A 13,438-nucleotide genomic window follows, 5' to 3' on the forward strand; every position below is an offset into this window, starting at 1 on the left:
GGGGGATGCGATGCGGGCGGGGTGGGCGGCGCTGGCGGCCGTCGCGGTGGTGTGCGCGGTGCCGGCGGCGGCGGACGGGGCGGTGGCGGTGATCGGCGGGGTGCCGGACGCGGCGCTCGGCAAGGGCGAGGTCCAGGCGGACGTGGCGGCGGTGATCAGCCGGGTGGGACTGCACAGCTGGTCCGACGGCGAGACCATCGTGCTGCGATTCTCCAGCGGGCGCAAAGGCACACCGATGCCCCCGCAGTGCATGGCCGAGTGGCCGGACGCCACCGCCGGAACGCCGGAGGAGGCCCACCGCCTGCTCGCCGAGCTGGGCCGGGCCGGGTGGCACCAGGTGTTCCGCAAGGACGAGGCCGGCTGGCACTCGGTGGCGCTCGACCGCGGCGGGTGGCGCCTGTCGGTCGTCGACATGCGGGGGCGGCCCGGCAGCGGCGACGACGACCTGATCGTCGACGCCGTACGGCTCGGCTGCTGACACGCAGGCGTGTCACCTGGCGGGCTTGCGCTGGAGCGCACTTCAACTCCTAGCCTCTGGAGCATGACTACGCCACAGAAACCGATCGGTTCGGGCTTCGGCGCCCACAGCACCGCGGACGAGGTCCTCAGCGGCATCGACCTGACCGGAAAGCTCGCGCTCGTCACCGGCGGCTACTCGGGCATCGGCCTGGAGACCACCCGGGCACTGGCGAAGGCCGGCGCCCACGTGGTGGTCCCGGCCCGCCGTCCGCAGACCGCGGCCGAGGCGCTGGCGGGTATCGAGGGCGTCGAGGTGGACCAGCTCGACCTGGCCGACCTCGACAGCGTCCGCGACTTCGCCGACCGCTTCCTCGCCACCGGCCGCGACATCGACATCGTCATCAACAGCGCGGGCATCATGGCCTGCCCGGAGACCCGGGTCGGGCCCGGCTGGGAGGCGCAGTTCGCCACCAACCACCTCGGGCACTACGCGCTGGTCAACCGGCTGTGGCCGGCGATCGAGCGGGGCGGCGCCCGGGTGGTGGCGGTGTCCTCCGGCGGCCACCGCCTCTCGCCGATCCGCTGGGGCGACATCCAGTTCGATCAGGGGTACGACAAGTGGCAGGCCTACGGGCAGGCCAAGACCGCCAACGTGCTCTTCGCCCGGCAGCTCGACACCCTCGCCGCCGGCCGGAACGTACGGGCCTTCGCGCTGCACCCGGGCGGCATCCTCACCCCGCTGCAGCGGCACCTGCCCACGGCAGAGATGGTCGCCCTCGGCTGGATCGACGAGGACGGCAACCCGGTGGACCCGACCGGCTTCAAGTCCCCCGAGGAGGGCGCCTCCACCCAGGTCTGGGCGGCGACCTCACCGGCGCTCGACGGGGCCGGCGGGGTGTACCTGGAGGACTGCGACATCGCCGGGCCCGCCTCGGACTCCGGTGCGCGCGGCGGAGTGCAGGACTACGCCGTCGACCCCGAGGAGGCCGCCCGCCTGTGGGCGCTGTCGGCCGAGCTCACCGGCGTCAACGCCTTCGCGAGCTGACACCGCGGCGTCCCGCGGAGGACCTCGGCGCCCCGGGGCGGCCGCCCCGGGGCGCTGGCGCGAACGGGTGAAGGGGCGCAGGTCGGCGCGGCCGGTGGGCGGCGGGGCCGGTGCGACGGCGGATGCTGGGGCGGACAGACGTCCGCGGCCGGCCGCGGACCCTTCCGCCCCGGCGTCCCGCTGCGCGCCGGGCCATGACGCCTCCGGAGGCCGACCCTGCTGGTGCTCTGCGTGTTCTTCGCGCTCATCGGTGCGGCCAGCAACGCGACCGGGACGGTGCTGCAGCGCAAGGCCGCGATCTCCGTGCCCGCCAAGGACGCGTTGCGGCCGCGGCTGCTGAAGGACCTGGCCAGGCAGCCGGTCTGGCTGCTGGGCATCTGCGGTGTGGTCGGCGCGGCGCTCTTCCAGGCGCTGGCCCTGGTGACGGGGCCGCTGGCGCTGGCGCAGCCGGTCTTCATCCTGGAACTGCCCTTCGCCCTGCTGATCGCCCTGCCCGTGCTGCACCGCACCCTGCCCAGGACGGGCTGGATCGCGGTCGGCTGCATGGTCGCGGGCCTGGTGCTGGCGCTGGCCGCCGCGGCGCCCGACGGCGGCCGGCCGCAGGCGTCGATGGCCCGCTGGATTCCGGCGGTGGTGCTGTGCGTGGCGGCCACCGCCCTCACGGTCGGTGCCGCCAGGCGCCGGCCGTCCGGGGCGGCCAGGGCGGCGCTGCTCGGCTCCGCCGCCGCCGTCTCCAACGCGCTGACGGCCGCGCTGATGAAGTCGGCCGCCAACACCTTCTCCGACGACGGCTTCGGCGCCTTCCTGGCGGCGTGGCAGACGTACGGGTTCGCGCTGTGCGGGGTGACGGCGGTGTTCCTGCTGGAGAACGCCCTGCAGGCCGGGTCCATCGCGGCCTCGCAGCCGGCGCTGACCCTCGGCGACGCGACGGTCAGCCTGCTGCTGGGAGTGCTGGTCTACGCCGAGCACATCCGCACCGGCTGGTGGGTCCTGCCCGAACTGGTCGGCGTCGCGCTGATCACCCTCGGCACGCTCCGGCTGTCCCGGGCACCGCTGACCGGCGAGCTGGGCAGCTGAGCACGCACCTCCCGCGCGCACAAGCCGGGGGCATCGCCCGCGCACAAGCCGAGGGCATCGCCGGTCCCCTCCGACCGGCGATGCCCCCGTGGCCCTTCCTGCGGCGCCGCGCTGTCAGTCGCGCCGCACCGCCAGCCGCAGGGTGAGGATCTGGAACGGCCGCAGCGACAGCCGCACCCCGGAGCCGGCCACCTCGTGGCTGCCGTCGTCGGGCAGCGGACGCTCCAGCAGGTCGGTCACCACCGCGCCGCCCAGTGCGAAACCGGGGGTGAGCGTCGCCCGCACCCGGCGGCCGTGGGACTCGTAGAGCCGCACGACCACATCGCCCGAGCGGTCGTCGGCCAGCTTGACCGCCGAGACCACCACACCCTCCTGGTCGACCGCGACCAGGGGTTCCACCACCGCGCTGCCCGGCACCGTACGCTCCGGCAGGTTCAGGTGGTAGCCCTCACGCACCGCGTCAGCCGGCTCCACCCCCACCACCAGGGCGTACCGCAGCCGGTGGGTGCCCTGCTCGGCCTGCGGGTCGGGGAAGCGGGACGAGCGCAGCAGCGAGAGCCGTACCGTGGTCGTCGTACCGCCGTCGGGGCGTACGTCCCGCGTGATGTCGTGGCCGTACGTCGAGTCGTTGACCAGCGCCGCGCCCCAGCCCGGCTCGCCGACGTGCAGGAAGCGGTGCGCGCACACCTCGAACTTGGCCGCCTCCCAGCTGGTGTTGGTGTGCGTGGGCCGCTCCACCTGGCCGAACGGGATCTCCGCGGTGGAGTGCGCGGCCCGTACGTCCAGCGGGAAGGACGCCTTGAGCAGCTTCTCCCGCTCGTGCCAGTCGACCAGCGTGTCCACGTCCAGCCGCCGGGCGCCCTGCTCCAGCGTCAGGGTCTGCTCGATCCGCGACGCGCCGACCGTGCGCACCACCCGCACCCCGCCGTCCACGACGGTCACCTCGTCGGCCTCGGTGAGGTCGCGCACGGTGTTGCGGTAGAAGACGTCGATGTCCCAGGCGTCCCACTTGTTGGGGAAGTCCTGGTGCAGCTGCAGCAGGTTGGCCACCGCACCCGGCGCCAGCGCCTCGCGGCCCGCGGTGATGTCGTATGCGGAGGTGACCAGCCCGCGGCCGTCGACCACCACCCGCACCAGGCCGTTGTCCAGCACGAAGCCGTCGCCGTCGGCCACCGGGGGAGTACGCCCCGGCACCCGGGTCCTGGGCGTGGCACCCAGCGCGGGGACGCCGCCGCGCGCGTGCGGGGCGGCGTTGAAGACCACCTCGCCCTGCTGCCCGGGAGGACCGGCCAGCGCCCGTTGAGCCGACCCGATCAGCTCCTCCAGCTCGGCCGCGACCTCCCGGTAGGTCTGCTCCGCCTCCCGGTGCACCCAGGCGATCGACGTACCCGGCAGGATGTCGTGGAACTGGTGCAGCAGCACCGTCTTCCACAGCCGGTCGAGCGCCTCGTACGGATACGGCGCCCCGGTCCGCGCGGCCGCCGTCGCCGCCCACAACTCGGCCTCCCGCAGCAGGTGCTCGCTGCGCCTGTTGCCCTGCTTGGTGGCCAACTGGCTGGTCAGGGTGCCGCGGTGGAACTCCAGATACAACTCGCCCACCCACACCGGCGCGTCGGGGTGGTCGGCGAACGCCTTGGCGAAGAAGTCCGCCGGCGCCTCCACCGCGACCCGCGGCGAGCCCTCCAGGTCGGCGAGCCGGTCGGCGCGGGCCATCATCTCCCGGGTGGGGCCGCCACCGCCGTCGCCGTAGCCGAACGGCACCAGGGAGCGGTCGGTGGCCGCCTTGTCCTGGAAGTTCCGCTCGCTGTGGGCCACTTCGGCCCCGGACAGGTCGCTGTTGTAGGTGTCGACCGGCGGGAAGTGGCTGAAGATCCGGGTGCCGTCGATGCCCTCCCACCAGAAGGTGTGGTGCGGGAACTTGTTGGTGGTGTTCCAGGAGATCTTCTGCGTCAGGAACCAGCGCACCCCGGCCAGCTTCATCAGCTGCGGCAGCGCCGCGTTGTAGCCGAAGGTGTCGGGCAGCCACATCTCCTCGGTCTCGACCCCGAACTCCTCCAGGTAGAACCGCTTGCCGTGGACGAACTGCCGCACCAGCGACTCACCGCCGGTGATGTTGGTGTCCGGCTCCACCCACAGGCTGCCGGCCGGCAGGAACTGCCCGGTCTTGGCCTTCTCCTGGGCGCGCGCGTAGACCTCGGGCCGGTGCTCCTTGAGCCAGGCCAGCTGCTGCGCCTGCGACATCACGAAGCGGAAGCCGGGATGGTCGTCCATCAACTGCGTGACGCTGGAGACGGTGCGCGCCACCTTCCGTACCGTCTCGCGCAGCGGCCACAGCCACGCCGAGTCGATGTGGCTGTGGCCGATCGCCGAGATCCGGTGGGCGCTCGGGCTCGCGGGCGCGGCCAGCGCGGGGGCCAGCACCTCGCGGGCGGCCGCCGCGGTGCCGCCGATGTCCTGCAGGTCGATCGCGTCGAGTGCGCGCTCGATGGCCCGCAGCAACTGCCAGCGCCTGGTGGACTGCTCGGGCAGCTCGTGCATCAACTGCCCGAGCACGTCCAGGTCCTGGACCAGCTCGAAGACACCGGCGTCGAAGACGGCCAGGTCCATCCGCCGCAGCCGGTACAGCGGGTCGCGGTCCCCGGCGCCGTCCGCATCGTGCAGCCAGGCCGCGCGGTCGCCCAGCGGGGTGGGGTAGAAGGTCAGCTGATCGGGCCCCGAGTGCATGACGACCGGGTTCGCGGCCGCCTCGATGTAGTACGTCAGCTGCTCGCCGCCGGCTGCCGCCGCCGTGACGGGCAGGTGGGTGTTGCGCGGGTTGAGCGCCTTCACCGCGGTGCCGTCCTGCCGGTAGACCAGCCCCTCCGCGGAGAAGCCCGGCTCGGTGGTGCCGAAGCCCAGGTCGAGCACCGCCTCCACCGGCAGGCCCGCCCACTCCTGGGGTATCCGGCCGGTGATCTTGAACCAGCTGGTCGACCAGGCAGGCCCCCAGCGGTCGCCGACCCGGGCCGGGCCGAAGTCGGCGGCGAGGCCGGTGGCGACCGGTACCGGTTCGCCGGGGACGTGCCACACCTCGACGGTGAGCGGCACGCAGCGGGCGTGCACCGCGGGTCGCAGGCGCTGGCTCAGCATGCGGTCCAGCCGCTGCTCGGTGATGGTGGGGTCGGTGTGCATGGCGAAGCCTTCCCGTGGGTCGGGAGTGTCGGTGGTCGTTGCGGGAGGTCAGCCCTTGAGCGCGCCGCCCAGGGCGAAGCCGCCGCCGAGCCGGCGGGCGAGGACGAGGTAGAGCATCACCACGGGGATGGAGTAGATGATCGAGAAGGCCGACAACTGCCCGTACTGCGTCTGGTCGTGCGCGCTCAGGAAGGTGAACACGCTGACCGAGGCAGGCAGTTTCTCCGGCGAGAGCAGCAGGATGAAGGGCACGAAGAAGTTGCCCCACATCCCGATGAAGGTGAAGATCGTCACCACGATCACGCCGGGCCACATCAGCGGCAGCACGATCCGCCACAGCACCTGCATCGCGTTGGCGCCGTCGATCCTGGCCGCCTCCTCCAGGACCAGCGGCACCCCGTCCATGAAGTTCTTCATCAGCCAGATCCCGAACGGCAGTGCCGCCGCGGCCAGGAAGAGCGTCGTACCGGGCATCGAGTCGATCAGGTTGACCTGCACGAACATGCTGTACACCGGGATCATCACCGCGGTGATCGGCAGCCCGGTGCTGAAGAGGATGGTGTAGAGGAACGGCCTGCGCAGCCGCGACCTGAACCGCGACAGCGGATAGGCGGCCAGCACCGAGCACACCACGCACAGCAGGGTGCCGCCGCCGCACATCAGCAGGCCGTTGAGCATCGGCCGGTAGGTGGTGTCGGTGTTGAGGATCTGCCGGAAGTTGTCACCGGTCGGCGACGGCACGGTCAGCTTGAAGCTGCCGTGCGCGTTGACCGAGGCCAGCAGCATCCACAGCAGCGGCACCAGATACAGCGCGGAGAAGACCAGCAGGGAGGCGTTGACGGCGATCCGGCCGGTCGCCACCCGCCGCCTGCGGGTGCCGCCGACCGCCTGCCGGTCGGCTTCCGGGCGGACCCGTACCGCCCGCGGACTGCTCGTGACGGCCATCAGTCCTCCTCCATCTTGAGCATCCGGATGTAGACGACCGAGAACAGCGCGCCCACCACCAGCAGCACCAGCGCGACGGCCGTGCCGTACCCGATCAGGCTGCTGGTGAAGGCCTGCTGGTACATGAACACCGGCAGCGTCTCGGTCTTGTTGCCGGGACCGCCGCGGGTCATGGTGTAGATCAGGCCGAAGACCGACAGCGTCTGCAGGGTGATCAGCATCAGGTTGGTCATCACCGAGCGACGGATCACCGGCAGCGTCACCCGCCACAGCCGCTGCCAGGGACCGGCGCCGTCCACCTCGGCCGCCTCCACCAGCTCCTGCGGGACGTCGTTGAGCGCGGCGGAGTACACCAGCATCGAGAAGGCCGTGCCGCGCCACACGTTGGCCAGGCACACCGCCAGGATCGGCAGGGTGTACAGCCAGTTCTGCTGCGGCAGGTGCAGCCCGCGCAGGATCGCGTTGAGCGAGCCCTGCTGGAAGAAGAAGGCGTACATCAGGTAGCCCGCCACCACCTCGGGCAGCACCCAGGCGGCGATCACCACCGTGCTGGTGACGGCCCGGACCGGCCGGGTGGCCTTCTCCATCAGCACCGCCAGCGCGAGCCCCAGGGTGTTCTGCCCGACGACGGCCGAGCCGACCACGAACACCAGGGTGAGCACGACCGCGTTGACGAAGTCCGAGTCGCCGAAGGCCCGGGTGAAGTTGTCGAAGCCGACGAAGTGGGTGCCGGACGCACCGGTGAGCTGCATGTCGGTGAACGCGTAGTAGACGCAGTACGCGATCGGTCCGGCCAGGAAGACCGCGAGCAGCACCACGGCCGGCAGCAGCGGCATGCCGCGCAGCAGACCGCCCACCGCCCGGCCGCGGCGCGGCCCGGCGGTGGCGGTGGCGGCGGACGAGGTCACTGCGCGCCCTGGACGGTCTTGTCGGCGCCGACCGCGGTCTTCACGTCGCTGTCGAAGGTGCCGGCCGCCTTGTCCACCGACGCCTGACCTGTGGTCACCGCCTCCATGGCCTTCTGGATGGAGCTGGAGACCTGGGTGTACGCGGGCAGGCCGGGACGGTAGAAGGTGTCGGGGACCAGCGCGCTGAAGAACTCGTTGGTGGGCAGCGCCTTCAGATACGCCGGGTCGGTCGCCACGTCGGTGCGCACCGCGATGGTGGCGTTGACGCTGTTCCACTGAGCCGAGTTGGCCTTGGTCTCCAGGAACTGGATGAACTTCCAGGCCAGATCGGGACTCTTCGCCTTGGCCGGGATCGACCAGGCCCAGCCGCCCGACATGCTGACCTTGCCGCTGCCCTGGCCGCTCTGCGTCGGCATCGCCGCCATGCCCATCGTGGTCTCCCACTGCGGCCACGGCTCGGGGCCGGTGCGGATCCAGTTGTTGGGCATCCAGGAGCCGTCGATGTCGATCGCCAGCTTGCCCTGCGGGATCATCTCGGTGCCCACCGCGGCCTGGAAGTTGGCGCCCAGCGCCTGCTGCGCGGACGGGCCGAGGCCCTCGCTGAACACCGTGTGCACGAAGTTCAGCGCGTCCTTGAAGCCCTTGCTGCCGACGACCCACTTCTGCTGCTTGGTGTCGTACAGCGAGTCGTTGGCCGCGGGCGTGCCGTACAGCAGCATCTCGAAGCCCTGCATCGAGGACGCCTCGCCGCCGGCCACGCCGGTGTAGACGTTCAGCGGCGCCACCCCGGGGACCTTGGCCTTGACCGTACGGGCCGCGGTCAGCACGTCGTCCCAGGTCTTCGGCTGCCAGGGGACGGCGATGCCGGCCTGCGCGAAGAGCTGCTTGTTGTACCAGATGCCGCGGGTGTCGGTGTTGTCGGGCACGCCGTAGGTCTTGCCGTCGGCGGCGTACTTCATCGCGGCCTTGGCGGGCGCAGCGAAGCTGGCCCAGTCCTGCCAGGTGTTCAGGTAGGTGTCCAGCGGCTTGAGATAGCCGCCCGCCACATCGGAGTTGATGGTGGCGGTGTCCTCGTAGACCAGGTCGGGCGCGGTCGCGGGGGAGCGCATCATCAGCTGGATCTTGGTGTAGTAGTCGTTCTCGCTCGCGGTCACCGGGACGAGCTTCACCGTGGTGCCGGGGTTGGCCTTCTCGAACTGGTCGACCATCGGTCCGAGGAAGCCGGCCTGGACCTTGTTGCTGTTGTTGAGCTGCTGCTGGTAGACGACCTTGATCGTCTTGCCGGAGCTGCCGCCGGAGTCCGACCCACAGCCTGACAACGTTGCCGCACACACGGTCGTGACAGCCGCTATCGCGGTTGCCGCGAGAAGTCTCGTTCGCACGTATGCCTCCGGTGAAAGAACCCGAGTCGGCCCGCAACGGTTGCGGGCAGCGCGGGGGTTGCCCGGTGGGACGACCCCGAATCAGCAGGGCGCCCGTGCCCTGGCATGTCGGCGAAGCTAAATCCAATGGATTGAGTAAGTCAACGCATGTGACATGTAAACTTCGCCGCGAGCCGCGCCGAGTGGCATGCCGGGGGGCGGAGGAGGAGGCGGGGAAGGGTGACTCAGGGAACCAACCTTCCGCGGGTCGGGGGGTACAACCAGGCGGTCGTCCTGGACGCGATACGCACCGCGGGTCCGGTCAGCCGGGTGGAACTGGCCCCGCTCACCGGTCTGACCAGCCAGACCGTCTCTAACGTGGTGCGCAGGCTGCTGGACGCGGGACTGGTCTCCGAGTCCGGCTACGCCCCCTCCAACGGCGGCAAGCGCCGCACCCTGCTCTCGCCGCGGGCCGACGGCGCCTACGCGGTCGGCGTGCAACTCGACCCGGACGCCGCGGTGATCGTGGTCGTCGACCTCGCGGGCGAGGTGCTGGCCGACCGCCGGGTCAAACTCCCCGACGGCGCGGAACCCGCCGACCTGGTCACCCGGATCGCCGCCGCCGCCCAGCGGCTCACCGCCAGGACCGGGATCGACCCGGCCCGGCTGCTCGGCACCGGCATCGCCGCGCCAGGACCGATCGACGGGCCGGCCGGCGCCGTCGTCTCACCGCCCAACTTCGCGGGCTGGGGCCGGGTGCCGCTGCGGGAGATGTTCGCGACCGCCACGGGCATGCCGGTCGCGATGGACAACGACGCCACCGCCGCGGCCATCGGCGAACGCTGGATCGGCGGCAAGGAGCGGGCCGGCAGCTTCCTGTTCATCTACCTCGGCACCGGGGTCGGCGCGGGCATCGTCCTCAACAACACGGTGCTGCACGGCGATTCGGGCAACGCGGGGGAGTTCGGCCACATAGCCGTCGACGCCGAGGGGATCACCTGCGACTGCGGCAGCACGAACTGCGTCGGCCCCTACGTCAGTCCCGCCGGTGTCATCGGCGAACTCTTCGACCTGCACGGGCGCGCTGCCGCCGAGCGCATCGGGCTGACCGGCGCGGCGGACTGCGTCCACCGCGACTGGAAGACCCTGCGGCAGGCGGTCCGCCGCGGTGACCCGGCTGCCCGCGACGTCGTCCAGCGCGCCGGCCGCCGCTTCGGCCAGGCCGCGCGCGGCGCGGTCGCGCTGCTCGACGTCGACCGGGTCGTCGTCGGCGGCGAGGCGGTACGCGGCATCGAGCAGATCATCTGCGAGGAGATCGACGCGGCGGTCAACGCGACGTCGGTGGCCCGGGCGATCCGGCGGATCGCCGTCGAGCAGAGCGTGATCGGCGAGGCGGTGGGGGCGGTGGGGGCGGCGTCGCTGATCCTGCACGGGAACTATGCGCCGGGGTGGCGCATGCTCACCCAGCCGTAGGCTGGTCTTCGGGGTTTACGGGTGTGCTATCGGCCCGCACGGGCCCGCCGTCGTCGTCGTCGTCGTTGCGCGCGCAGTTCCCCGCGCCCCTGGCTGATTGCCCCCTGCGCTGGGTGTGCCCGGGGACGAGGTTGGGGTCGGTATGCGGCAGATGCGGTGCCTGCGGGTACCGGATCACCGTGTTCACACGGCCAACTCGTAGGATTGCAGGCCCGCCCCGGTCTCTAGACGGTGAAATCCCTGGGTGCGTTCTCGCCCACCAGGCCGTCCACCGCCTCGCGAAGAATGTCGGCGTGACCGGTGTGTCGCGCGTACTCCTCGATCATGTCCAGGAGCATGTCGCGGACGCTGGGTATGCGACCGTTCGGCCAGGTGAACGAGGCCGGCCCGTCGAGCCCACGCTCCTTGACGACCTCGGCCACCAGTTGCCGTGACCGCTCGACCGCGGCACGCCACACCGCATAGACGTCCTCCGGAGTGTCCACGGCCCCGGTCCGCCATTCCCAGTCGGAGTCAGCGTCGAAGTCCACAGCGTCCCAGGGGGCACCGTACTCACGACCGGCCAGCTTCACCGCCAGCCAGTCCGCCTCGACCAAGGCCACGTGCTTGACGAGGCCACCGAGCGTCATCGAGCTGGCGGCCGTGGTCGCCCGCAGCCCGGCGGCATCGAGCCCGTGCGTCTTCCAGGCGAAGGTCCGTCGGTTGCGCTCAAGTACCGAGCACAGGGCCTCCGCCTCGGAAGCGGTCGTGGACGGGGGTGACTGGGGAGTTGGTTCGCTCATGGGTGGGAGCGTAGTCAGCTGCTCTGACATCGTCCCGGCTCAAGATCGCTCCGTCCTGACCAAGGGCTTCCTCGCCAGGACCAGCTTCGACTTCACTTCCCGTCGGTGTCGGCGGGAAGTGAAGCGTCCTCTTTCGCTGGGTCTTCGGCGACATCGTCAGCAGCTACGGTGCCGAGGACCTTACGGCCGTGTCCCGCATCGCTGATGGTCCTGACGTGTGGTTCGCTCAGGCGGTACTCGACCACGGGTAGTGAGATCCTGGTCGGCCTCGTGGACGAAGTGATCGCTATCTGGGACGGTCAGCCGGCGCGGGGCTATGGCGGTACCGCCGATGTCGTCCGCTACGCCGAGAACGTCGGGGTAGCGGTGCGGGTTGTCTGGCCTGAGGGAGCGGTCCGAGACTGACCGCGGCTACCTGGCGGAACGAACGGCGTGGTGAAGCATCCGCACGTACGGCGCCGTCGTGGCTGAGGGCGGTTGAGCGGAGCGTCAGGCAGCCAAAGCTCCGCCCAACCGCCGATCACACAGCGCGCCATGAGGCTCGCCTCTGCAGAGAGGGCGAGCGCTTCTCAGGGGCGCGGGGCGTGCGGGGGTCAGGAGGGGGTGACCTCGGGGCGGTCGGGGGTTGCCCAGAGGGTGTGGAAGGTGCCGGGGCGGTCGGTCCTGCGGTAGGTGTGGGCGCCGAAGAAGTCGCGCTGGCCCTGGATGAGCGCGGCGGGGAGGCGCTGCGCGCGCAGGCTGTCGTAGTAGGCGAGCGCCGCGGAGAAGCCCGGGGTGGGGATGCCCAGTTCCACCGCCGTGCTCACCACCCGCCGCCAGGCGCTCTGCGCGCCCCGCAGCGCCTCGCCGAAGTGCTCGTCGATCAGCAGCGTCGGCAGGTCGGGCCTGGCGTCGAACGCCGCCCTGATCCGGTCGAGGAAGGCGGCACGGATGATGCAGCCCGCCCGCCAGATCGCCGCGACCCGGCCCTGGTCGACGTTCCAGCCGTACTCGGCGCTGCCGGCCGCGATCTGGTGGAAGCCCTGCGCGTAGGCGACGATCTTCGAGGCGTACAGCGCCTGCTCGACGTCGTCCGCGAAGCGGTCGTAGGCGGCGCTGTCCAGCAGCGTCGGCGTCGGACCCGGCAGCTCGCGCGCGGCCTCGCGCAGGTCCGCGTGGCCGGAGACGGACCGCGCGAACACCGCCTCGGCGATGCCGCTGACCGGCACCCCGAGGTCCAGCGCGGTCTGCACCGTCCAGCGCCCGGTGCCCTTCTGCTCCGCCTGGTCGAGCACGATGTCGACGAACGGCCGGTCGGTGCCGGCGTCGGTGTGCGCCAGCACCTGCGCGGTGATCTCGATGAGGTACGAGTCCAGGCGGCCCTGGTTCCAGCCGCGGAAGACGTCCGCGATCTTCGCCGGCGGCAGGTCGAGCGCGTACCGCAGCAGGTCGTAGGCCTCGGCGATGAGCTGCATGTCGGCGTACTCGATGCCGTTGTGGACCATCTTGACGAAGTGCCCGGCGCCGTCGGGGCCGATGTGGGCCACGCACGGCGAGCCGTCGTCGGCCTTGGCCGAGATGGCCTCCAGCATCGGCGCGAGCGCCTCGTAGGACTCGGCGGAGCCGCCCGGCATGATGCTCGGGCCGTGCAGCGCGCCCTCCTCGCCGCCGGAGACGCCGCTGCCGACGAAGTGGATGCCGCGCTCGCGCAGCTCCTTCTCCCGGCGCCGGGTGTCGGCGAAGTGCGCGTTGCCCGCGTCCACGATGATGTCGCCGGGCTCCAGCAGCGGCGCGAACTCCGAGATCACCGCGTCGGTCGGCTCGCCCGCCTTGACCATGACGATGATCCGCCGCGGCCGCTCCAGCGAGGCCACGAAGTCCTCGGCGCTCTCGGACGGCACGAAGGTGCCCTCCCCACCGAACTCCTCGACCAGGGCGCGGGTACGGGCGGCCGTGCGGTTGTGGACCGCGGTGGCGTAGCCGTTACGCGCGAGGTTGCGGGCCAGGTTGCGGCCCATCACGGCCAGCCCGGTCACCCCGATCTGCGCTGTGCCCTGCGGCGTGCCGCCGCCCGGTCCCTTGCTGTTCTGCGCCGCCTGGTCTGCGGAGGCCATGGGTCCACCCTTTGTCGTATCGCCGGATGCCGTGCTGCGGACGGTGCTACAGGCTGCTCCCTGCTCACGATTATGTCCGAAGGACCCTGCCGGAACAGATAAGGCGCGGCGCGTCGGGCGTACC

10 protein-coding genes and 1 pseudogene are annotated in these 13,438 nt (G+C 71.5%); 5 read left to right on the forward strand and 6 right to left on the reverse strand.

All coding sequences use genetic code 11. From position 1 onward, the window contains the following. Positions 1 to 10 precede the first annotated feature (10 nt). The 3 genes from NFU81_RS01905 to NFU81_RS01915 all read left to right on the forward strand — a co-directional run bounded on the left by NFU81_RS01905 (position 11) and on the right by NFU81_RS01915 (position 2,581). Positions 11 to 478, forward strand: a complete 468-nt coding sequence (locus NFU81_RS01905; protein WP_251484153.1) for a hypothetical protein — start codon at positions 11 to 13, stop codon at positions 476 to 478. Positions 479 to 541: 63 nt separating this feature from the next. Then, positions 542 to 1,504 (forward strand): SDR family NAD(P)-dependent oxidoreductase, encoded by a 963-nt coding sequence (locus NFU81_RS01910; protein ID WP_251484156.1) that lies wholly within the window; start codon positions 542 to 544, stop codon positions 1,502 to 1,504. A gap of 216 nt (positions 1,505 to 1,720) precedes the next feature. After that, complete coding sequence (locus tag NFU81_RS01915; RefSeq protein WP_251484553.1) at positions 1,721 to 2,581, forward strand: DMT family transporter; 861 nt, start codon at positions 1,721 to 1,723, stop codon at positions 2,579 to 2,581. Between the two features lie 114 nt (positions 2,582 to 2,695). Here NFU81_RS01915 and NFU81_RS01920 read toward each other — a convergent pair whose 3' ends face one another. The 4 genes from NFU81_RS01920 to NFU81_RS01935 all read right to left on the reverse strand — a co-directional run bounded on the left by NFU81_RS01920 (position 2,696) and on the right by NFU81_RS01935 (position 8,924). Further along, a complete protein-coding gene (locus NFU81_RS01920) occupies positions 2,696 to 5,752 on the reverse strand; it encodes an alpha-mannosidase (RefSeq protein ID WP_251484158.1) in 3,057 nt (1,018 codons plus the stop codon). Between the two features lie 48 nt (positions 5,753 to 5,800). Beyond that, positions 5,801 to 6,697 carry a carbohydrate ABC transporter permease gene (locus tag NFU81_RS01925; protein WP_251484160.1) on the reverse strand — a complete coding sequence of 299 codons (897 nt, stop codon included), beginning with the start codon at positions 6,695 to 6,697 and terminating at the stop codon, positions 5,801 to 5,803. Continuing rightward, positions 6,697 to 7,533, reverse strand: coding sequence for a carbohydrate ABC transporter permease (locus tag NFU81_RS01930; RefSeq protein WP_251484555.1), 837 nt, complete (start codon positions 7,531 to 7,533; stop codon positions 6,697 to 6,699). Before NFU81_RS01930 ends, NFU81_RS01925 begins: the two co-directional genes overlap by 1 nt. Before the next feature lie 68 nt (positions 7,534 to 7,601). After that, positions 7,602 to 8,924: an extracellular solute-binding protein gene (locus tag NFU81_RS01935; protein WP_308208260.1), complete on the reverse strand. Its 1,323-nt coding sequence runs from the start codon at positions 8,922 to 8,924 to the stop codon at positions 7,602 to 7,604. A gap of 282 nt (positions 8,925 to 9,206) precedes the next feature. Between NFU81_RS01935 and NFU81_RS01940 the strand changes: the two genes are divergently transcribed. After that, positions 9,207 to 10,439, forward strand: a complete 1,233-nt coding sequence (locus tag NFU81_RS01940) for an ROK family transcriptional regulator (protein WP_251484166.1) — start codon at positions 9,207 to 9,209, stop codon at positions 10,437 to 10,439. A gap of 224 nt (positions 10,440 to 10,663) precedes the next feature. Here the strand turns inward: NFU81_RS01940 and NFU81_RS01945 are convergent, their stop codons facing one another. After that, positions 10,664 to 11,221 carry a DinB family protein gene (locus tag NFU81_RS01945; RefSeq protein ID WP_251484169.1) on the reverse strand — a complete coding sequence of 186 codons (558 nt, stop codon included), beginning with the start codon at positions 11,219 to 11,221 and terminating at the stop codon, positions 10,664 to 10,666. 146 nt (positions 11,222 to 11,367) lie between these two features. On the opposite strand from NFU81_RS01945, the pseudogene NFU81_RS01950 reads away from it, so the two are divergent. After that, positions 11,368 to 11,626, forward strand: a pseudogene (locus NFU81_RS01950) (hypothetical protein); the annotation flags it as partial. Positions 11,627 to 11,814: 188 nt separating this feature from the next. On the opposite strand, the gene gndA reads toward NFU81_RS01950, so the two are convergent. Beyond that, positions 11,815 to 13,314 carry an NADP-dependent phosphogluconate dehydrogenase gene (gene gndA, locus NFU81_RS01955; protein ID WP_251484172.1) on the reverse strand — a complete coding sequence of 500 codons (1,500 nt, stop codon included), beginning with the start codon at positions 13,312 to 13,314 and terminating at the stop codon, positions 11,815 to 11,817. Between the last annotated feature and the right edge of the window lie 124 nt (positions 13,315 to 13,438).

Origin of the sequence: Actinacidiphila cocklensis, from assembly GCF_907177275.1 — a bacterium.
In the GTDB taxonomy this organism is placed as follows: domain Bacteria; phylum Actinomycetota; class Actinomycetes; order Streptomycetales; family Streptomycetaceae; genus Actinacidiphila; species Actinacidiphila cocklensis.